The 20,695-nt window shown below is 69.0% G+C and carries 16 protein-coding genes; 7 read left to right on the forward strand and 9 right to left on the reverse strand.

Annotated elements, in window-relative coordinates; genetic code table 11:
* Position 1 precedes the first annotated feature (1 nt).
* From yidC to AC5P1B_RS08590, 6 genes are all read left to right on the forward strand, one after another.
* Complete coding sequence (gene yidC, locus AC5P1B_RS08565; protein ID WP_493885980.1) at positions 2 to 1,189, forward strand: membrane protein insertase YidC; 1,188 nt, start codon at positions 2 to 4, stop codon at positions 1,187 to 1,189.
* A 14-nt stretch (positions 1,190 to 1,203) separates the two neighbouring features.
* Positions 1,204 to 1,710: a Jag family protein gene (locus AC5P1B_RS08570; RefSeq protein WP_493885981.1), complete on the forward strand. Its 507-nt coding sequence runs from the start codon at positions 1,204 to 1,206 to the stop codon at positions 1,708 to 1,710.
* 125 nt (positions 1,711 to 1,835) lie between these two features.
* Positions 1,836 to 2,552 (forward strand): 16S rRNA (guanine(527)-N(7))-methyltransferase RsmG, encoded by a 717-nt coding sequence (gene rsmG / locus AC5P1B_RS08575; RefSeq protein WP_493885982.1) that lies wholly within the window; start codon positions 1,836 to 1,838, stop codon positions 2,550 to 2,552.
* Positions 2,553 to 2,816: 264 nt separating this feature from the next.
* On the forward strand, positions 2,817 to 3,959 hold the full coding sequence (locus AC5P1B_RS08580; RefSeq protein ID WP_493885983.1) for a ParA family protein: 1,143 nt from the start codon (positions 2,817 to 2,819) through the stop codon (positions 3,957 to 3,959).
* Entirely contained in the window at positions 3,959 to 5,119 is a 1,161-nt protein-coding gene (locus AC5P1B_RS08585) for a ParB/RepB/Spo0J family partition protein (RefSeq protein ID WP_493885984.1), read from the forward strand. The genes AC5P1B_RS08580 and AC5P1B_RS08585 overlap by 1 nt, the downstream gene beginning before the upstream one ends.
* Before the next feature lie 286 nt (positions 5,120 to 5,405).
* Positions 5,406 to 6,023, forward strand: a complete 618-nt coding sequence (locus AC5P1B_RS08590) for a GNAT family N-acetyltransferase (protein ID WP_493885985.1) — start codon at positions 5,406 to 5,408, stop codon at positions 6,021 to 6,023.
* 80 nt (positions 6,024 to 6,103) lie between these two features.
* Here AC5P1B_RS08590 and trxA read toward each other — a convergent pair whose 3' ends face one another.
* The 7 genes from trxA to AC5P1B_RS08625 all read right to left on the reverse strand — a co-directional run bounded on the left by trxA (position 6,104) and on the right by AC5P1B_RS08625 (position 16,361).
* Positions 6,104 to 6,433 carry a thioredoxin gene (gene trxA, locus AC5P1B_RS08595; protein WP_493885986.1) on the reverse strand — a complete coding sequence of 110 codons (330 nt, stop codon included), beginning with the start codon at positions 6,431 to 6,433 and terminating at the stop codon, positions 6,104 to 6,106.
* Positions 6,434 to 6,476: 43 nt separating this feature from the next.
* Positions 6,477 to 7,436, reverse strand: coding sequence for a thioredoxin-disulfide reductase (gene trxB, locus AC5P1B_RS08600; protein WP_493885987.1), 960 nt, complete (start codon positions 7,434 to 7,436; stop codon positions 6,477 to 6,479).
* Between the two features lie 189 nt (positions 7,437 to 7,625).
* Positions 7,626 to 8,573 (reverse strand): RsmA family anti-sigma factor, encoded by a 948-nt coding sequence (locus tag AC5P1B_RS08605; protein ID WP_493885988.1) that lies wholly within the window; start codon positions 8,571 to 8,573, stop codon positions 7,626 to 7,628.
* Positions 8,570 to 9,259, reverse strand: coding sequence for an RNA polymerase sigma factor SigM (gene sigM, locus AC5P1B_RS08610; RefSeq protein WP_493885989.1), 690 nt, complete (start codon positions 9,257 to 9,259; stop codon positions 8,570 to 8,572). The genes AC5P1B_RS08605 and sigM overlap by 4 nt, the downstream gene beginning before the upstream one ends.
* 39 nt (positions 9,260 to 9,298) lie before the next feature.
* Positions 9,299 to 11,023 (reverse strand): protein kinase family protein, encoded by a 1,725-nt coding sequence (locus tag AC5P1B_RS08615; RefSeq protein ID WP_493885990.1) that lies wholly within the window; start codon positions 11,021 to 11,023, stop codon positions 9,299 to 9,301.
* A 109-nt stretch (positions 11,024 to 11,132) separates the two neighbouring features.
* Complete coding sequence (murJ, locus tag AC5P1B_RS08620) at positions 11,133 to 13,970, reverse strand: murein biosynthesis integral membrane protein MurJ (RefSeq protein ID WP_493885991.1); 2,838 nt, start codon at positions 13,968 to 13,970, stop codon at positions 11,133 to 11,135.
* 45 nt (positions 13,971 to 14,015) lie between these two features.
* On the reverse strand, positions 14,016 to 16,361 hold the full coding sequence (locus tag AC5P1B_RS08625) for a DUF6049 family protein (RefSeq protein ID WP_493885992.1): 2,346 nt from the start codon (positions 16,359 to 16,361) through the stop codon (positions 14,016 to 14,018).
* Between the two features lie 188 nt (positions 16,362 to 16,549).
* Here AC5P1B_RS08625 and AC5P1B_RS08630 point away from each other — a divergent pair, with 188 nt between their 5' ends.
* A complete protein-coding gene (locus tag AC5P1B_RS08630; RefSeq protein WP_493886190.1) occupies positions 16,550 to 18,034 on the forward strand; it encodes a CCA tRNA nucleotidyltransferase in 1,485 nt (494 codons plus the stop codon).
* A 93-nt stretch (positions 18,035 to 18,127) separates the two neighbouring features.
* Here AC5P1B_RS08630 and AC5P1B_RS08635 read toward each other — a convergent pair whose 3' ends face one another.
* Both AC5P1B_RS08635 and AC5P1B_RS08640 read right to left on the reverse strand, forming a co-directional pair.
* Complete coding sequence (locus AC5P1B_RS08635) at positions 18,128 to 19,525, reverse strand: MFS transporter (protein ID WP_493885993.1); 1,398 nt, start codon at positions 19,523 to 19,525, stop codon at positions 18,128 to 18,130.
* Positions 19,526 to 19,605: 80 nt separating this feature from the next.
* Positions 19,606 to 20,688 (reverse strand): inositol-3-phosphate synthase, encoded by a 1,083-nt coding sequence (locus AC5P1B_RS08640; protein WP_493885994.1) that lies wholly within the window; start codon positions 20,686 to 20,688, stop codon positions 19,606 to 19,608.
* Positions 20,689 to 20,695: the final 7 nt, after the last annotated feature.

Consider the following 20,695-nt stretch of genomic DNA (forward strand, 5'->3'; position numbering starts at 1 on the left):
CGTGGACACGATCCTCGGTCCTCTCTATGCCGTAGTTTCCTGGATCATCGTCCAGTTCCACTCGCTGTACAGCCTTGTCTTTGATGAGAACAGCGGCTGGGCTTGGGGCCTGTCCATCGTCTCGCTGGTGGTGCTGATCCGTATCTGCCTGATCCCGCTTTTTGTGAAGCAGATCAAGGCGACGCGGAACATGCAGGCGCTGCAGCCACGGATGAAGGCGATCCAGGAGCGCTACAAGAGCGACAAGCAGCGCCAGTCCGAAGAGATGATGAAGCTCTACAAGGAGACGGGCACCAACCCGCTCTCCAGTTGTCTCCCGATCCTGGCGCAGTCGCCGTTCTTCATCGCGCTCTACCAGGTGCTCAACAAGATCGCGAACAACCACACGGTCGGGTCGATCAACCAGGACCTGCTGAACAGCGCCCGTGAAGCGCACATCTTCGGTGCCCCGCTGTCGGTGAAGTTCATGAGCAGCGCGTCGAAGGTGGAGGGCCTGGGCGCCTCGCTGACCGATGTGCGCGTGGTCACGATCACGATGATCATCCTGATGTCTGGCTCGCAGTTCTTCACGCAGCGCCAGCTGATGACGAAGAACGTGGACCTGACGGTGAAGACGCCGTTCATGCAGCAGCAGAAGATGCTGATGTACATCTTCCCGGTCATGTTCGCCGTGTTCGGTATCAACTTCCCCGTCGGTGTTCTCGTCTACTGGCTGACCACGAACGTCTGGACCATGGGTCAGCAGATGTTCATCATCCGCCGTAACCCGACTCCCGGCAGCGTCGCCTACACCGCGCGCCAGGACCGGCTGCGGGCCAAGGGCAAGCTGAAGGAAGACCCGGAGGTCGTCGAGGCCCGGGAAGCGGTGGAAGCGGCTCGCCAGAACCGGCAGCAGCCGAAGCGGCAGTCGAAGTCGCAGCGCCAGTCGGCGGCCGCGCAGGGCACCACGAAGACCCCTGAGAGCAGTTCGACCACGGGGCGGGGGCGTGCTCGGGCCACGGCGCAGTCCGGCACCGCGAAGGGTTCCACGGCGAAGTCGGGCGCGGACGCGCGCAAGCCCTCGCTGGAGAAGGGGAAGAAGGGGACGCAGTCCGGTAAAGCCGCCGGCGGCTCCTCTTCTGGCTCCTCCCGTAACACCAAGTCCGGGCAGCGCAAGGGCCAGGGGCCCAAGCACCCGACCAAGAAGTAAGAAGGAGTCCATCCGTGACGGAAGGCACCACCCCAGCTGAGGGTGTCGATACCCTGACCCGCCTGGAGCAGGAAGGCGAGATCGCGGCCGACTACCTTGAGGGCCTGCTGGACATCGCGGACCTCGACGGTGACATTGACATGGACGTCGAGGCCGACCGTGCCGCGGTGTCGATCATCAGCGACTCGACCAGCCGGGACCTGCAGAAGCTGGTCGGGCGCGATGGCGAGGTGCTGGAAGCCCTTCAGGAGCTGACACGGCTTGCGGTCCACCGGGAGACCGGCGACCGCAGCAGGCTGATGCTCGACGTCGACGGCTTCCGGGCGCGGAAGCGCGAGGAGCTGTCGGAGCTGGGCGCCAAGGCCGCGGAAGAGGCCAAGGGCAGCGGACAGCCGGTCAAGCTGAAGGCGATGACCCCCTTCGAGCGGAAGGTCGTCCACGACGCGGTCGCGGCGGCCGGGCTGCGGAGCGAGTCTGAGGGTGAGGAGCCCGAGCGCCGGGTGGTTGTGCTTCCCGCTTGATGCAGTGAGCCGACCCGGGCTCTGGGCCCGGGTCGGTGGAGGTAGCTCCGGCCCCGTCTGTTTCGCAGGCGGGGCCGGAGTTCGTCGGGCATGGAAACGGCATTCGAGAGGAAGGACGGTCCCTCGTGGCGGGAGCAGCGGAGGAACTTCCCCCAGCGCCTGAGGCGGCGCGGGAGGTATTCGGCGATCGCTTTGCGGAGGCTGTGAGGTACTCCGAGCTGCTGGCTGATGTGGGCGTCACACGTGGCCTGATCGGGCCGCGCGAGGTGCCGAGGCTGTGGGAACGGCACCTTTTGAACTGTGCTGTGCTCTCGGAGGCGGTCGCTGAGGGCGTCTCGGTATGCGATGTGGGCTCGGGGGCCGGGCTGCCCGGGATTCCGCTGGCGCTGACACGGCCGGATCTGCGGATCACGCTGCTGGAGCCGCTGCTGCGGCGGACGAACTTCTTGCAGGAGATCGTCGAGCTGCTGGGCCTGGACCATGTGACCGTGGTCCGCGGCCGGGCGGAGGAAGTGCTCGGGAGCCTTCCGCCGGTGCACGTGGTGACCGCGCGCGCCGTGGCTCCGCTGGACCGGCTGGCCGGCTGGGGGGTGCCGCTGCTCCGCCCGTACGGGGAGATGCTGGCCCTCAAGGGCGACACGGCCGAGGAAGAGCTGAAGGGGGCACGGGCCGCTCTCAGCAAGCTGGGGGTCGTGCAGACGTCGGTGTTCCAGGTCGGTGCGGGCATCGTCGATCCGCCGTCGACGGTGGTGCGGGTCGAGGTGGGAGAGAGCCCGGGTGGTGTGAGGTTTGCCGCGAAGCGCGCCAAGGCCGCTCGCAAGGGGCCGCGCCGTCGCCGCTGAGCCGGTGAGGGGGCAGTGGAGTGAGTGACGTGACCGGTGAGGCCGGCAATGCTCCATACAAGCTGGCAAACGTACCCATACCGGAGTGTCGTGACCACCTAGCGTGTGCGTCCGTGCATCGTGTTTCACGTGAAACGCCGCTCTTTGCTGCATGGAATCATCAGCCGCGGCCGTGCGGCTGCCGCGCCGCGCGACCGCCGACCCCGGATGAACGCTGATTCATCCACAGGAGAACGGGCCTCGCTGGTTCACAACCCCGAAAGCATGGCAGGCTCTGTTCATTGCGAGCCTGATGTCGAGGAGAGTGAATCCTTGCGGTCCGACGCCAACATCGCGGGGCCGATGACCGACCCGGTCCCCGGTCCCCGTACCGCTGAGCCCTCCCCGGGGGCGCCCGGGGAACCTCCAGCCACGGGGGAGGATGTTTCACGTGAAACGCCGCCTCCGATGGACGCTTCCCCTACCTTCGAGCGGGATGTGTCCGCTCCCATCGGCCGTGCGGCGCAGGTCGCCGTGGCGGCGCTCGGCCGGGCGGGCGAGGGCCTGCCACGCCCGGAGCAGACCAGAGTCATGGTCGTCGCCAACCAGAAGGGCGGCGTGGGCAAGACGACCACGACCGTGAACCTGGCGGCTTCTCTCGCGCTGCATGGCGCGCGGGTGCTCGTGGTCGATCTGGACCCGCAGGGCAATGCCTCGACGGCGCTGGGGATCGATCACCACGCCGAGGTGCCGTCGATCTACGACGTCCTGGTCGACAGCAGACCCCTGTCCGATGTCGTGCAGCCGGTGCCGGACGTGGAAGGGCTGTTCTGCGCGCCCGCCACGATCGACCTGGCGGGGGCCGAGATCGAACTCGTGTCGTTGGTTGCCCGGGAGACCAGGCTGGAGCGTGCCATTCAGGCGTACGAGCAGCCGCTGGATTACATCCTCATCGACTGCCCGCCCTCGCTCGGCTTGCTGACGGTCAACGCTCTGGTGGCGGGCGCGGAGGTGCTGATCCCGATCCAGTGTGAGTACTACGCCCTGGAGGGGCTGGGTCAGCTGTTGCGGAACGTGGAACTCGTGCGGGGACATCTGAACCGCAAGCTGCACGTCTCGACGATTTTGCTGACGATGTACGACGGCCGGACCCGGCTGGCCTCTCAGGTGGCCGACGAGGTCCGGAGCCACTTCGGTAACGAGGTGCTGAGGACGAGCATCCCGCGTTCGGTGCGGATCTCGGAGGCGCCGAGCTACGGGCAGACGGTCCTCACCTACGACCCTGGCTCCAGCGGGTCACTGTCCTATCTTGAGGCCGCCCGTGAGATCGCCTTCCGTGGGGTCGGCGTCTTCTACGACGGGAAGCACGCCCACGCAGCGGTCGAGAACCATCAGCAAGGCCAGCACAACATGTCGGAGGGGCTGTAGTGAGCGAGCGACGTAGAGGACTGGGCCGGGGGCTCGGTGCGCTGATTCCTCCCGCTCCCAAGGGAGCGGAGACTTCCACGCCCTCGGTGAGCGTCGGGGCGACGTCGCCGTCGGCGGTGCCGGTGCTCTCCCCGGACCGGGGGGTCGCGGCGGCCGCGGTGGCCACGCTCCCCCAAAGCGGGCGCTCGTCGGAGAACGACACTCCGCAGGACGACGGCGTTTCACGTGAAACAGACGCCGCCCAGCCCGAGGAGCCGACGCCTGCCGTCGAGCCCGATGCGGTGGTGGGCGCGCACTTCGCCGAGGTGCCACTGGACTTCATCACACCCAACCCCCGGCAGCCCCGCGAGGTCTTCGACGAAGACGCCCTCGCTGAGCTGGTCACCTCCATCCAGGAGGTCGGCCTCCTCCAGCCCGTTGTCGTACGGCAGTTGGGCCCGGAGCGCTATGAGCTCATCATGGGCGAGCGGCGCTGGCGGGCTTGCCGGGAGGCGGGCCTGGAGAAGATCCCGGCGATCATCCGGGCGACGGACGACGAGAAGCTGCTCCTGGACGCGCTCCTGGAGAACCTGCATCGCGCGCAGCTGAACCCGCTCGAAGAGGCGGCGGCGTACGACCAGTTGCTCAAGGACTTCGACTGCACGCACGACGAGCTGGCGGGGCGGATCGGACGGTCGCGTTCTCAGGTCACCAACACGCTGCGGCTGCTGCGGCTGTCGCACTCGGTGCAGCGGCGGGTCGCCGCCGGGGTGCTGTCGGCGGGACATGCCCGTGCTCTGCTGTCCGTCGATGACTCGGAGGAGCAGGACCGGCTGGCGCATCGCATCGTCGCCGAGGGGCTGTCGGTTCGTGCGGTGGAGGAGATCGTGACCCTGATGGGGTCGCGGCCGAGCAGCTCGGCGAAGGCCAGGGGGCCGCGGGCGGGGACCCGCGTATCGCCCGCGCTGACGGACCTCGCCTCACGGCTCTCCGACCGCTTCGAGACGCGGGTGAAGGTCGACCTGGGCCAGAAGAAGGGCAAAATCGTTGTCGAGTTCGCGTCGATAGACGACCTGGACCGCATCCTGGGCACCCTCGCTCCCGGCGAGGGCCGGGTCCTGGAACAGAAGCTCACCGAGGAAGAGGCGGCGGAAGCGGGCGAGGGCGAGAGCCCCGAGTAGTCGGCCTTCCACCGGAGCGGGTCGTGTTCCCCTGGCGGGAACGCGGCCCGCTTTTTGTTCTGTGTGCGGCGGTATCGGAGAAATCGCCTCGCGGATACGATGCGTAAGGGTATGGAGCGTCCACTCGGAGAGGGAGGCCCATGCGAAGAGTGAGCCGCATCGGTTGGATGGCTGCGGGGCTCGGGCTGGGGGCTGTAGGCGGTTTCGTGGGCAGCCTCGCCAGGGAGCGCGGCGCATTGTCGGCCGCTCGCGTCGCGGCCGCTGAGGGAAGCGAGGTACTGACTACATGGGGCGTCGGCTCGTACCGCTCACACTGGACAACCTTCCCGACATCCCCAAGCGCTGTCGCGCCTGTGTCTTTTGGGAGCTCGACCCGGTCAGCGGCGAGGCCGCGGTAAAGGCCGGGCGGCCGGAGGTCGAGAAGGAAGCCTGGATCTCGGCTGTCCTGCTGGAGTGGGGCTCCTGCGGCCGGGTCGTCTACGTCGACGACGTCCCGGTGGGCTTCGTCCTCTACGCGCCTCCGGCGTACGTGCCGCGTTCGACGGCCTTTCCCACCAGCCCGGTGGGCGCGGACGCCGTGCAGCTGATGACCTCCTGGCTCATGCCCGGCTACCAGGGGCAAGGGCTGGGGCGCGTCATGGTGCAGGCGGTCGCCAAGGATCTGATCCGCCGTGGAGTCAAGGCCATTGAGGCGTTCGGTGACACGCGGTGGAAGGAGCCCGCGTGTGTGCTGCCCGCGGACCATCTGCTGGCTGTGGGCTTCAAGACGGTGCGGCAGCATCCGCGCTACCCTCGGCTCCGCCTTGAGCTGCGGACCACGCTCACCTGGAAAGAGGATGTGGAGCTGGCGCTGGACCGGCTGCTCGGCGCCGTACAGAAAGAGCCGGTGCTGCGCCCGTTGTAGCCCCCGCCCACGCACGGAAACGGGCCCGCCCCCAAGGGGGCGGGCCCGTTTCACGTGAAACGTGGCGCTGACGCGGTGGGTCAGGCGAGGAAGTCGGCCAGGTCGCGCTCGATGGCCGCCTTCGGCTTGGCGCCGACGATGGTCTTCACGACCTCGCCGCCCTGGTAGACGCTCATGGTCGGGATGGACATGACGCCGTACTTGGCGGCCACGGCCGGGTTCTCGTCGATGTTGAGCTTGACGATCTCGATCTTGTCGCCGTGCTCGGCCGCGATCGCCTCCAGGGAAGGGGCGATCTGGCGGCACGGGCCGCACCACGCGGCCCAGAAGTCCACGAGTACGGGCTTGTCGTTCTTGATGACGTCTTCTTCGAAGGAAGCGTCAGTCACAGTCTTCAGGTTGCCGGCCACGGCGGTTTCCTCGATTCGTTGGTGCGGGGTAAAGAGCGGGGCTTCAGACGGCGACGGCGGGCGGCTCATCGTCCGAGCGGCCGGCGAGGTAGCGCTCGGCGTCGAGTGCGGCGGAGCAGCCGGTGCCGGCGGCGGTGATCGCCTGGCGGTAGGTGTGGTCGACGACGTCTCCCGCGGCGAAGACGCCGGGCAAGTTGGTGCGGGTGGTGGGGGCGTCGACGGTGAGGTAGCCATCGTCGTCGAGGTCGAGCTGGCCCTTGAACAGTTCCGTGCGCGGGTCGTGGCCGATCGCGATGAACAGACCGGTCACCGGCAGCTGCGAGGACTCCCCCGTCTTGAGGTTGCGCAGGGTCACACCGGACAGCTTGGCGTCGCCGTGGATCTCGCTGACCTCGCTGTCCCAGATGAAGGAGATCTTGGGGTCGGCGAAGGCACGGTCCTGCATGGCCTTGGAGGCGCGGAGGGTGTCGCGGCGGTGGACGATGGTCACGGACTTGGCGAAGCGGGAGAGGAACGTGGCCTCTTCCATCGCGGTGTCGCCACCGCCGATGACGGCGATGTCGTGGTCCTTGAAGAAGAAGCCGTCGCAGGTGGCGCACCAGGAGATGCCGCGACCCGAGAGCTCGTCCTCGCGGGGGAGACCGAGCTTGCGGTGCTGGGAGCCGGTGGTGACGATCACGGTCTTCGCCCGGTGGACGGTCCCGGCCGAGTCGGTGACGGTCTTGATGTCCTCGGTGAGGTCCACCGCGGTCACGTCGTCCGGGATCAGCTCGGCGCCGAACCGCTCGGCCTGGGCGCGCATGTTGTCCATCAGGTCCGGGCCCATGATGCCGTCGCGGAAGCCGGGGAAGTTCTCCACGTCGGTGGTGTTCATCAGCGCGCCGCCAGCGGTCACGGCGCCCTCGAAGACCAGCGGCTGCAGCGCGGCGCGTGCGGTGTAGAGCGCGGCCGTGTAGCCCGCGGGCCCGGAGCCGATAATGATCACGTTGCGGACGTCGCTCACGGGGTGTCTTCCTTGTCTCTGCCGACTACGGACTGGGGGCAACCGGACCGGCGATCTTTCCCGGAAAGTGCTGCCATCCCACCCAACGGATACTACGGGCCGGGCATTCCCGGGAGGCCCGGGGTCACTCGCGTGTGTCCGTTCGCCCGTGTACTCGTGGTCCCCGGTCCGTGTGTTGGCCCGGCCCCGTCAGCCGCGAGGGTAGGTCCGGTTCAGCAGAACCGTGCCAGGCGACGAGGGGGACTTGGTCACACAGTCCGCGTCGATGACGAACGCGTCGGCCTTGGAACCGTCGCCCGGGTGCGGGAGGACGACGAGATACGCGGCCTTGCCTTCGTAGGTCTCTTCCCGAGTGGCCAGCGGTGCCTCGGAGCGCTTGGTGCCCTTGGTGACGCACGAGGGCGCGGAATCGGACTCGCCGCGCAGGGGCACAGAGGGCGAAGTGTGGATGCCGACGTCACCGGAGGGAGCCAAGGACTTCCTCTTGTTGCCTTGGTCCGCGTCCGCGAGGAGACCCTGCACACGGCCCTTGAGGCTCGACGCCGTGAGCGTCGAAGCGCCTTCCGTGGGACCCGTGGATTCGGTGGCCGTCGCCGCCTCGCGAGGCGGGTCATCGCCCGGGTTGTTCTGGAGGAAGAAGGTGCCGGCGCCCAGCACGGCGGCGGCGCAGGCTGTACTGAGGAGAGCGGTCCGCCAGCGTCGCCCGCGGCCGCGTCGGGGGCCCGGCGTCTGGCGGCCGGGACTGGTAGCCGACCTTGGGCGCCCGGCGGGGCGGTCGGCCCCTGGGGGCGTCGTTTCACGTGAAACAGCGGCTGGCTCCGGCGCTGTTTCACGTGAAACAGCGCCGTCGGCACGCTGGTCGTCGTCGTGGCGGCTCGCGGTCGCGTCAAGAAGCGCCTCGGCGGCCAGCGCGGCGTCGATCCGCCCCGCGATGTCGGCGGGCATCCGGGCCGGTCCGGGCAGGGTGCCCAGCAGCCCGCGGATCTCGTCCAGCGATGCGCGGACGTCCTCGCACACCGGACAGCTCGCGAGGTGATCGCGGACGCCGCGCACGCGGTCGGGGGGCAGCAGGCCCTCGGTGAGTGCGGAGATTTCCGCGACCTCAGGGTGCTCGTCCGTGTCGGTCGTCGATGTCACGCTCGCCCACCTCCGCCCTTCACGGGATCTGCGTCGTTCGGTCCTGTCGGCGGTGAGACGGATGTCCCCTGCGCCCGGTTCCTTCCCCCAGTCGAAGCCGCGCTATCCCTTTCCCGAGGGTGGAGATGTGACAGCAGGGGCAGGAGTCTGGCGCGGCCCCGGGCGCACCGGCTCTTCACGGTGCCGGTGGGGACCCCCAGGACGTCGGCGGCCTCCGCTACGGGGTATCCCTGCATGTCGACGAGCACCAGGGCCGCACGCTGCTCCGCGGGCAGCGTGCGCAGCGCCTGGAGGAGTTCCCGGTGGAGGTCCTGTCGCTCGGCGGGGACGGCGGCGGACTCCTGCGGTTCGAGGAGCTGTTCCAGCCGCTCGGTGTCGTCGATCGGGGTCGTCCTGCGGGTGGCGGCCTTCCGGGCCCGGTCCAGGCAGGCGTTGACGGTGATCCGGTGCAGCCAGGTGGTGACGGCCGACTGGCCCCGGAAGGTGTGGGCGGCCCGGTAGGCGGAGACCAGGGCGTCCTGAACGGCGTCGGCGGCCTCCTCCCGGTCGCCGAGAGTGCGCAGCGCGACCGCCCAGAGGCGATCTCGGTGGCGCCGTACGATCTCGCCGAAGGCACTGGGGTCGCCCGCTACGTGACGTGCCAGGAGCTCACCGTCGCTCGTGTCGCCGACTGCGTCGTCTTTCAACGGTGAGCCCCCCTCTCTTTGCGTACTGGCTGGCGTGGATCAGCCGGTGACCTTGATTTCCGAGATGCCGCCACGGTAGCCGTCCGCGGAACCATCACTGGGCAGCTCGGTGATGTGGATCAGTACGTACCGTGTCCGGACGGGCTTGTCGAGGGTCCTGGACAGGCTGTCGTCGGTCTTCTTGAGCTTGGTGAGCTCGTGGGGGAAGTCGGCGAGGGTGGAGGGCTGGTCCGCGGAGGGGTCGGCGGCCAGGAGTTCCACGGTCTGCCCGGGCTTGTAGAAGTCGACGGAGACGCCCGAGACCTTCTTGGTGCTGCCGAGATCGACGACGATGCCGCTGCCGTCCCGCCGCTCTCCGAGATTGCCGAAGTTGGCGTATCCCTGGTAGCGCTTGGTCACCCACGCGCTGTCCTGCTGCTTGTCGATGGTGGCGCTCACCTGGTTCCCGGACATCGGTGCGGCCAGCGGCGTGAACTCATAGGCGTCGGAGATCGCGAGGGGCTTGCCGGGGGACTTCTTCTTGGGGGTCTTGTCGTCGTCCCCGTTCTGAGAGCTGCCGGAGTCGCCTGACTTGCCCTCTTCCTTGAGGAGGATGTCGGCGAGCTGCCAGCTGCCGAGTCCCAGGGCGACGATGAGGAGGGCGGAGACGCTCCACTTCAGTGCCCTGCCGGTGCGGCCTTGCAGCGGCGGCGGAGGGGGCGTGGGGGCGACCCTGCCCGCGCCTGTGCCGCCTCGGCTCGGCGGCTGCGCGTAGGAACCCTGCTGGTACGTGGTCCGCTGGTAGGCGGGGGTGGCGGTGAAGGAGGGCTCCGGCGGGCGGACGCGCGGCATGGCCGCGACGGCCTTGGCCAGTTCCTCCGGCGTGGTGCAGGGCGGGTCCTGCCGGGAAGCCGTCGCGCCGTCGTTGACGAGGGCGCGCATCGCGAGTTCGGACAGCCCGCGGTGGACTCCCGCGCGCACCTGGTCGGGCGCGATGAGGCCGACACCTTTGGGGAGGCCGGACAGGCCGTGGGCGTCGCTCTCGTAGGGCCAGCGCTGGGTGAGTGCCGCGTACAGCAGGGCGCCGATCGCCTCGGTATCGGTGCGCTGCGGCTGGTCGGGGGTGATGCCGCGCAGGGCGGCCATGACGGCGAGGCCGCGGATGCGGTACTGGCCCGACTCCGTACGCAGGACAGAGCTGGGGGTCAGCCGCAGGTGGGCGAGGCCTTCGCGGTGAGCGGCGGCCATGGCTTGCGCCACCTGGCTGACGAGTTGGTAGGCGTCGTGCGGTTCGAGCGGTCCTGCGGCCAGCACCGTGGTGAGTTCGGTGGCGTCCGAGAGCCATTCGTGGACGACGTAGACGAGATCGTTCTCCTCGACCGCGTCGAGGACTTGGACGAACCGGGGGTCGCCGAGCAGCGCGGCCGAGCGCGCTGCCGCGAGGACGGGGCGGGCGCGCGGGTGATCGGCCGGCAGGACGTGTACGCCGACAGCGCGGCGCAGTTTCTCGTCGACGGCACGCCAGCTGCTGAATCCGTCCAGTCGGGTGACGCACTCCTCCAGGCGGTACCGTCTGGCGAGTTTGTGACCGCTGTGCAGTTCGGTGGGGCTTGTGTCGGCCGCGGCGCCGGTGTCCTTGTCGGACGGGCGCGCGGCCTCTGTGTCTTCGCTGGCCTGCTGTTGGGCCTTAGCTTCGTCGGTCGTGGCCTTACCCGCCTTCGCGGTAAGCGGTTCTTCGCCGCTGTTATCGGCCACGTCGACGGCAGCCGTACTCCGGTCCGCCACCGTCGTTCCCTGCCTCCCCATCCGTTGCGCCATTTCCACGCCAGGTCAATTGTGCCCACAGTCCGCCGCTATGCACGACACGCGTCGGCGAATGATGGTTGTGCTCGGGTCATCGGCCGAGTCGGCCTCGGACCATTCCGACCATGGCGGTCAGTTCCTGAATGCGCATCCGTTTCGCGGCGATATAGAAGATTCCGAGAAGGATGACGCCACCTCCGAGCAAGGAAGCGAGTGAACCGAACAATCCGCTGCCCAGCGCGCCGGTGATGGCGTAGGCCGCGGCTCCCGCGAGGGCGGCGGCGGGGATGCAGGCGCCGACGAGGCGGGCGTATGTACGGACGACGTGGCGGCCGTCGAGGTCGCCCCCCAGCCGGTTGCGCATCCGCCGCCAGGCGACGCCTACACCGACCGCGTAGGCGAGGCCGTACGACGCGGCCATGCCGACCACGGTCCAGCGCGGAGGCAGCAGGACGTAACACAGGCCGGAGGCCGCGGCATTGATGGCGGCGACGATGACCGTGTTGTAGAAGGGGGTGCGGGTGTCTTCGTAGGCGTAGAAGCCGCGGAGGACCACGTACTGCACGGAGAACGGGATGAGGCCGAGCCCGAAGGCCATCAGGATATAGCCCATCGCGCGGGCCGATTCGATGCCTGATGACCCGAAGAGCAGGGTGCACATGGGGATGCCGAGGGCGACGAAGGCGAAGGAGATCGGCACGATCGCGACGGCGGAGGTGCGCAGACCCTGGGAGATGTCACCCCGGACAGCGGCGACGTCGCCGTCGTGGGCGGCCCGGGAGATCCTGGGCAGCAGGGCGGCCATCACGGAGACCGTGATGATGGCCTGCGGCATGCCCCAGATGAGCTGGGCGCTGGAGTAGCCGAGGAATCCGGTACCGGGGTATCCCTCGTCGGCGGCCGCTGAGCCCGCGCTGGTGGAGAGCTGGGTGACGACGATCACGCCGGCCTGGTTGGCGAGGACGAACAGGACGGTCCACTTGGCGAGCTTCGCGGCCTTGCCGAGGCCGTGACCGCGCCAGTCGAAGCGGGGCCTGAAGTGGAAGTCCGCTTCCCGCAGGTACGGGATCATCGCCAGCGACTGGACGGTGAGGCCGAGGAGGGTGCCGATGCCGAGGAGCTGGATGCCCTCCGCCGGGAGCGTCGTCACGCTGAACTCGGACTTGCTGGCCGACCCGTAGACGTAGATGAACATGGCGAGCGTGGCGATGATGACGATGTTGTTGAGGACCGGCGTCCACATCATCGCGCCGAACTTGCCGCGGGCGTTGAGGATCTGGCCCATGACCACGTGCACGCCCATGAAGAAGATGGTGGGCAGGCAGTAGCGGGCGAAGGTGACGGCGACTTCGTTGGCCGCCGGGTCGCCCGCGATCTCGGGTGACATCAGGTTGATGAGCATCGGCGCTGCGAACACCGACACGGCGACCAGTACGCCGAGGATGACCATCACCAGCGTGAGCAGCCGGTTGGCGTAGGCCACGCCACCGTCCTCGTCCTCCTTCATCGCGCGCACGAGCTGCGGGACGAAGACGGAGTTGAGACCGCCGCCCACGGTGAGGAAGAAGATCATCGTCGGGAGGCTCATGGCGATGCCGTAGGTGTCGCCGAGGGTGGCGGCACCGAGCGCGGCGACGATCATCATCTGCCGGACGAAGCCGGTGAGCCGGGAGACCATCGTGCCGGCGGCCATGAGAGCGCTGGACTTCAGCAGGCTTGAGGCGCGGCCCGCGCTGCGCTTGGCAGCGGCCGCGGGCGAGCCCAGCATCATCGTGGCGTCGGGGCCCGCCCCGGTGGCCGCTCCTGCGGCTGCCGCCGGGGGCGCGGCGGGGGCCCCCGGCGGGTCGGGGCGCTGCTGCTGCCCGTAGCGGGGGTCCTGGTAGGCGCGCTGGTCTTGCTGGGCCTGCTGGCCGTACGGAGCCTGCTGGCCGTATTGCTGGCCTTGCTGGTCGTACTGGCTGTACTGCGCCTGCTGCCCGTGCTGCTGGCCCTGCTGGCCGTACCCGTGCTGCTGGCCTTGCTGCGGGTGCTGACCCTGCTGACCCTGCTGCGGCTGCTGGGCCTGGCGGCCGCCGTACTGGGTCGGCTGACCGTAGGGGACCTGGTCGGCCTGCTGCTGGTAGTGCCCGCCCTGCTGCGGGTACTGCGGCTGCTGGCTGTAGTCGCCCTGTGCCTGGCCCTGCTGCTGGCTGTAGTCGCCCTGCTGGCTCTGCTGGCCCTGGCTCTGGCTCTGCTGGTTGTAGCCCTGGTTCTGCTGGTTGTACTGGTCGTACGGGCCGGGGTACTGGGGCTGCGGGTGCTGCGGGTCGTACGGCTGCTGGTCGCGGAAGAGGTGGGCGAACGCGTCGGGCTCAGGACGCTCGTCCGCCGCCTGGCTGATCAGGTCGTCGACACCCACGTACTGGGTGGGCGCGCTGTCGTCGCCGTACGGGAGGTAGCGCGAGGGGCCGTCCGGCTCGGGGGCGGGCGTGGGGGCCCACGCGCGCGGGTCGGGCGTCTGCTGCTCGGGCGGTGGCTGGTGGTACATGTGCTGAGTGGGGTCCGCTGAGCCGGGAGGCGGCGGATGCCGCACGTCGCCCAGCGGGTCCTGTGCGGGCGGGCTCTGCGCCGGATACGGGTACTGGGCGTAGGCGTCCTGCACGTACGGGTCCTGGGCATACGGTGTCTGCGCGTAGGGGTCCTGCTGGTACGCGCTGTCGGTGTAGACGGGAAAAGAGCCCGTGACATATGGCTGCTGGTAGAAGCCCTGCTGATACGCGTCCTGCGCGTAGGGGTCCGGAATGTACGGGTCCTGCGGGTAGGACGGCGGGTGGTAGGTGGGGGCGTACTGAGGGTCCTGCGCTGCGGCGTCGGACGGGTACGGGGGGTCCTGCCCCGCCGGGTCCGCGCCCGCGTCGCGGTCGCGGTCACCGTCGTACGGCGCGTTCATCGCTACCCCACCTCATTGTCCGCGGCCGAGTGGCCCCACCATTCCTCAACGGTCCACTTTCTCACCTGTGCCGGATGGGCCAGTGCTTTGCGGTCCGGTGTCAGGGGCCGGGTCACTCGGCTGCACGGGCTCGCCGGAGTGCGATCCGGCCTCGTCACCGGTGCCGCCATCGCCGTCATGCCCATTGTCGGGGTGCGGACCGGCCGGTGCGTCCGGGCTGTCGCCACCGGATTTGCCGCCGGAACGCTTGCGCTTGATGTAGATGCGGATTCCCGCCAGCACAAGGAGCAGCACGCCTCCGGCGATGACGAGTATCACTGTCGAGGTGATGGAGGTGACGTTCACCTCGAAGGTCATCTCCTCGCCGTAGGGCTGGCCGTCCTTCGTGTAGAGCTGGGCGGTGATCGTGGTCCGGCCGTTGGCACGCGCAGAGGTGTCGAACTTCACCGACTGGCTGTGCCCGCCGTCGATCTTGATGGCCTTGGGGCCATCGACCTTCAGACGCAGTGGCTGCTTCGAGGTGAGAACCAGCTCAAGGCCTTCCACGCCCTGCACGAGGCCGTTCTGGACCGTCACGGGGATCGTCGCGCTGCGCCCGGAGAGTGTCGCCGGTGACTTCTGGATGAGGTGGACCTGGTTGGCGAGGTCGGAGAGGTGGTTCTTCACGGACGCGCGGAAATTCGTCGCGTCACGGGAGTCGCCCCGCCAGGAGGTGGACATGTCCCGCATGATCGCGTTGCCGAAGGGGGTGACGACCCGCCCCTCCTCGGAGAGGACCGAGCGGAACTTCTCGAACTCTCCCTGGGTCTGCTTGATCTCCCTGAACGCCCGCGTGGGCAGTTCGTGCTCGCGCAGCGCGGCCGGGTAGGACCGGCCGCTGGGCACCTGCCGGGTGGCCGCCGGGTCGGGCTTGGCCTTGGCGGCGCGGCCCAGATCGAGCGGCTCGGTCCAGCGCCCGGGCTCCAGAGCGCCGAGCGCGGTGGCCATCGCCTGGATCTGGCTGGTGGTGGGCATGCGGGGCGGTGTGACGACGATGCTGCGCTGGAGCTCCGGTGTCTGCTGTGTGAGCACCAGGGACTGGGCGACGAACTCCTGAACGGCGAGGGTGGCGTTCTCCGCACGGGACATGTCGCCGTCGAAGGCCGTCGACAGCCGGGCGTCGGCGACGATGGCGGTGGTGCCGCCGCCGATCGGCCGGGCCGAGGTGGGTGTGTACGGGAGGCCGCCGGTCTCCTGGAGGCTGTCGCCGCGGGTGATGACGTGATGGGCGCCGGCCGAGGTGGCCACGTCGACGATGGAGGAGTCGATGGCTCCCTGGACGGGCCAGGCGAAGTCGGTACGGGGCGTCAGTCGCAGGACTGACTCCACGGTCTTCGTGGACAGCTCGGTCGCCGACTGGAGGTGGCTGAGGCTGCCGGTCACGGCCTTGCCGCGGTGGGCGAGGGAGGCCAGGTCGGGGTCGGCGAACGGCAGCGCCACCACTTGGCGGCCGTCCACGGCCTCTTCCAGGGCGTCCAGCCACTGGTTGGCGAGGGCCTGGCCCCGGCCGGGCGTGGTGTCCTCCCCGTCCTGCACCTCGTACTTCCTGGTCATGGCGTCGACGGCGGCGAGGAGATCGGGATCGATGACCCAGGTGACGTCGAGGTCCTTGCCCAGCGCGACGAGCTGCTGGAGCCGCCCGCCCGGCGCCAGCTCCTTCGCCAGGTCGTCGTTGCGGAAGACCGGCGTCTGCTGCTCGTCGGGCTTCGTGCGGGCGGTGAGGTGGGTGGAGGAGATGACCGGCCACAGATAGGTCAGCTGGGTCTTCTTGCCGGACGAGCCGGTCTGCCAGGGCAGGAACGTGCGCTGGATGCCCAGGACCTGCGCGGCCTGCGTCGTGGACTGGCCCGTGAGGGAGACCGCGAGCTGGTACACGCCCTGGCTGGTCAGGGCGAGCTGCTTGACGGGGATGGCGAGGGTGAAGTCACGGCTGACCCGGGGCGGCAGCTTGGGGACCTTCTTGAGGTACTTGCCGCCGACCTCGATGCCGTCCGCGCCGGGGAAGAAGCCGGTGCGGCTGGCGGCCGTGTCGATCGCGCTGCGGCCGCTCATCACCGGGCCGACCCGGAGCGCCACATACGCGTTGGTGATCGCCGAGTCGCCCTTGTTGGTGACGGTGCCCTTGATGGTCAGCACATCACTGGCCGACGGGGCGGTCGGCGTCATGGAGTCGATCGATACGTCCACGGTGTGCGACCCCGTGGGGGCGGGGGCTGCCTCGGCGTCCGGCGGCGCGGACACCTGCAGCAAGGCCGCGAGGAGCGGAACCACCGCCATCAGTGTCACGGCGCGCCGTAGCCACCGTCGGGCAGGAGCAGAAGTCGTCCCCTGGAGCTCTGCCGCCTCGGCCACGCGCTCGCCCGTCCCTCATTGTCGTCAGTGGTCGTCGATGGTGCGTCCACGCATGGTAACGAGATCCGGTGTGACGAAGTGCTGCGGACTCTCCACATGATCGTCACAGAGTGTGTGGCCGGTCCCACGTGGCACCCGCCGTACAACGAGGAGGCCCCATGGCGATCGGCCACGTACTCTTTTCTGTTGTGCCGAACGCCAACAATGACACCCAGACCGCGCAGTCGTCCTACGAGCTCAGCCAGGTTCAGCGCCGGGCGGTAAGTGAGCTTTTGCGGGTCTCCCCCGTCGCCGACGATCTCGCCAGCCGCTTCCAGGAGGCCGGGTACTCTCTCGCCCTGGTCGGCGGCTCCGTCAGGGACGCGTTGCTTGGCCGCCTCGGCAACGACCTCGACTTCACCACGGACGCCCGCCCCGAAGAGGTCCTGAAGATCGTCCGGCCCTGGGCGGACGCGGTCTGGGAGGTCGGGATCGCCTTCGGCACGGTCGGCTGCCAGAAGCAGGGGCCGGGCGACAGCGGGGCAATGCAGGACTTCCAGATCGAGGTCACGACATATCGGTCGGAAGCCTACGACCGGACCTCGCGCAAGCCCGAGGTGTCCTACGGCGACTCCATCGGCGAGGACCTCGTCCGGCGTGACTTCACCGTCAACGCCATGGCCGTCGCCCTCCCGCAGAAGGAGTTCATCGACCCCCACCACGGGCTTGAGGACCTGGCCGCCCGGGTGCTGCGCACCCCGGGCACCCCCGAGGAGTCCTTCTCCGACGATCCGCTGCGGATGATGCGGGCCGCACGCTTCGCCGCCCAGCTCGACTTCGAGGTGGCACCCGAGGTCATCGCCGCGATGAAGGCCATGGCCGACCGCATCGACATCGTCTCCGCCGAGCGCGTACGCGACGAACTCAACAAGCTCATCCTGTCGCCGCACCCCCGCAAGGGCCTGCGGCTCCTCGTGGACTCCGGGCTCGCCGACCGCGTGCTGCCGGAGCTGCCCGCGCTGCGCCTTGAGCGGGACGAGCACCACCGGCACAAGGACGTCTACGAGCACAGCCTCACCGTGCTGGAGCAGGCGATCGACCTGGAAGAGGACGGGCCCGACCTGGTGCTGCGGCTCGCGGCCCTGCTGCACGACATCGGGAAGCCGAAGACGCGGCGCTTCGAGCAGGACGGCCGGGTCTCCTTTCATCACCACGAGGTCGTCGGCGCGAAGATGACCAAGTCGCGCATGACCAAGCTGAAGTACTCCAACGAACTGGTCAAGGACGTCTCCCGGCTGGTGGAGCTGCACCTGCGCTTCCACGGTTACGGGACGGGCGAGTGGACGGACTCGGCGGTCCGGCGCTACGTGCGCGACTCCGGGCACCTGCTGGAGCGGCTGCACAAGCTGACGCGCTCGGACTGCACGACGCGCAACAAGCGCAAGGCCACCGCCCTGTCGTGCGCCTACGACGGTCTGGAGCAGCGCATCGCGGAGCTCCAGAAGAAGGAGCGGCTGGACGCGATCCGGCCGGACCTCGACGGCAACGCGATCATGGAGATCCTCAGTGTCGGTCCAGGTCCGCAGATCGGCAAGGCGTACAAGCACCTGCTGGAACTGAGGCTGGAGCACGGGCCGATGGAGCGGGACGCCGCCATCGCCGCACTCAAGGAGTGGTGGGCGGCGCAGGACTGACGCACGGCTGCCGGTGGTGTTTCACGTGAAACGGCGGAGCCCTGGCGGCTTGCCGGGCGACGGCCGTTTCACGTGAAACATGGCGGCGACGCGTCAGAGTGCCGGAAGCCCAGGCGTCTGACCGACGGCGCCCAGCGGACCGCGTCGACCGCCACCGTGCGGCGGGTCGCCGGGCGGCGTTCCCCCGGCGCCGCTTTCGGTCTCCCCGGTGCGAGGGCCCCGGTCGTGTTTCACGTGAAACACGACCAGCGCGACGCACACGACGTAGAGCGCGGCGACGAACAGCACCAGGGCCGCCGACGCACCATCGGGCGGCAGTATCAAGGCGGCCACCCCCGCGGCGCTCACGAAGGCGACGTTGAAGAATACGTCGTACAGCGAGAAGACCCGGCCCCGGAAAGCGTCGCTGATGGCTGACTGGACGACGGTGTCCGTGGCGATCTTCGCCCCTTGCGTGGTGAAGCCCAGCACGAAGGCCGCGATCAGCATCGGGGTCGGCGCGAAGGGCAGCCCGAGGGCGGGTTCCAGGACGGCCGCCGCCGCGGCACAGGCCGCCACCCAGCCGAGCCGCCCGAGCCTGCCCACGGCCCAGGGCGTACAGACCGCCGCCGCGAAAAAGCCCGCTCCGGAGACGCCGACCGCGAGACCGAGCAGCGCCAGCCCGCCGGAATCGTCGTCGGTCCACGCGTACCGGCAGAGCATCAGCACCATCACCGTCAGAGCCCCGTAGCAGAAGCGCATGAGCGACATCGCGGCGAGCGCTCGGGCCGCGGTGGGCCGTTCCCGGAGGTGTCTGAGCCCGGCGGACAGACCCTGGGCGGTGCTCAACAGCGCTTTTCCCAGGCGGGGTTGGAGTCGGTCGGGGTCGGGACCGAGCAGGTCGGGCGCCATCCGCAGGGAGGCGAGAGCCGCGCAGAGGTAGAGCGCCGAGCCGAGCAGGACGACGAGCGCGTCGGAGGCCGCGCCGTCGGGAGCGGCCAGCCGGACGACGAGAGCGAGCCCACCGGCCGAGGTCGCCGCGAGCGTCCCGGCCGTCGGGGAGAGGGCGTTGGCCAGGACGAGTTGCGGACCGTCGTCCACGACGCGCGGCAGCGAGGCCGAAAGCCCGGCCAGCACAAAGCGGTTGACGGCCGTCACGCTGAGGGCGGAGGTGTAGAAGAGCCAGTCGGGGACCTGCGCGACGATCAGCGCGGCGGTCCCACCGGCCAGGGCGGCCCGTGCCAGGTTTCCGTAGAGCAGCACCTGGCGGCGGCGCCAGCGGTCCAGCAGGACGCCGGCGAACGGCCCGAGCAGTGAGTACGGCAGGAGCAGCACGGCCATGGCAGAGGCGATGGCCGCCGCGGAGGTCTGTTTTTCCGGGGAGAAGACGACGTAGGCGGCGAGCGCCACCTGGAAGACGCCGTCGGCCGCCTGGGAGAGCAGGCGGACGGTGAGGAGGCGACGGAAGCCGCCGATCCGGAGGAGCAGGCGCAGACCTCGCACAACGGGCATGACCCACAGCCTCACACAGCGCGCGGGCCCCCGGGTGGATTACCCGGGGGCCCGCGCGCGAAGAGAGAGGAAGAGCGGGGTTAGCGCTCCACGTCACCCTGGATGAACTTCTCGACGTTCTCGCGAGCCTCGTCGTCGTAGTACTGAACCGGCGGGGACTTCATGAAGTACGAGGAGGCCGAGAGGATCGGGCCACCGATGCCGCGGTCCTTGGCGATCTTCGCGGCGCGCACCGCGTCGATGATGACGCCCGCCGAGTTGGGGGAGTCCCACACCTCAAGCTTGTACTCAAGGTTCAGCGGGACGTCGCCGAACGCGCGGCCCTCAAGGCGGACGTACGCCCACTTGCGGTCGTCCAGCCAGGCCACGTAGTCCGACGGGCCGATGTGGACGTTGTCGGCGCCCATCTCGCGGTCACGGATCTGCGAGGTCACGGCCTGCGTCTTGGAGATCTTCTTGGACTCCAGGCGCTCGCGCTCCAGCATGTTCTTGAAGTCCATGTTGCCGCCGACGTTCAGCTGCATCGTGCGGTCCAGGATGACGCCCCGGTCCTCGAACAGCTTCGCCATCACGCGGTGCGTGATCGTGGCGCCGACCTGCGACTTGATGTCGTCACCGACGATCGGCACACCGGCCTCGGTGAACTTGTCCGCCCACTCCTTGGTACCGGCGATGAAGACCGGCAGAGCGTTGACGAACGCGACCTTCGCGTCGATGGCGCACTGCGCGTAGAACTTCGCGGCGTCCTCGGAACCCACCGGCAGGTAGCAGACGAGAACGTCGACCTGCCTGTCCTTGAGGGTCTGGACGATGTCGACGGGAGCCGCGTCCGACTCGTCGATGGTCTCGCGGTAGTACTTGCCGAGACCGTCGTACGTGTGGCCGCGCTGGACGGTGATACCGGTCGACGGCACGTCGCAGATCTTGATGGTGTTGTTCTCGCTGGCGCCGATGGCGTCCGAGAGGTCGAGGCCGACCTTCTTGGCGTCGACGTCGAAGGCGGCCACGAACTCGACATCACGCACGTGGTAGTCGCCGAACTGCACGTGCATCAGACCCGGCACGCGGCTGTTCGGGTCGGCGTCCTTGTAGAACTCGACGCCCTGAACCAGCGAGGCAGCGCAGTTGCCCACGCCTACGATGGCTACACGAACCGAACCCATTCCGGTT

It is taken from the genome of Streptomyces sp. A01, assembly GCF_059026195.1.

Coding starts and splice junctions, on each gene's coding strand:
- AC5P1B_RS08580 (WP_493885983.1), top strand. CDS start 2,817: ATGGCAGGCTCTGTTCATTGCGAGCCTGATGTCGAGGAGAGTGAATCC.
- AC5P1B_RS08590 (WP_493885985.1), top strand. CDS start 5,406: ATGGGGCGTCGGCTCGTACCGCTCACACTGGACAACCTTCCCGACATC.
- murJ (WP_493885991.1), bottom strand. CDS start 13,970: ATGAACGCGCCGTACGACGGTGACCGCGACCGCGACGCGGGCGCGGAC.
- AC5P1B_RS08635 (WP_493885993.1), bottom strand. CDS start 19,525: ATGCCCGTTGTGCGAGGTCTGCGCCTGCTCCTCCGGATCGGCGGCTTC.
- AC5P1B_RS08640 (WP_493885994.1), bottom strand. CDS start 20,688: ATGGGTTCGGTTCGTGTAGCCATCGTAGGCGTGGGCAACTGCGCTGCC.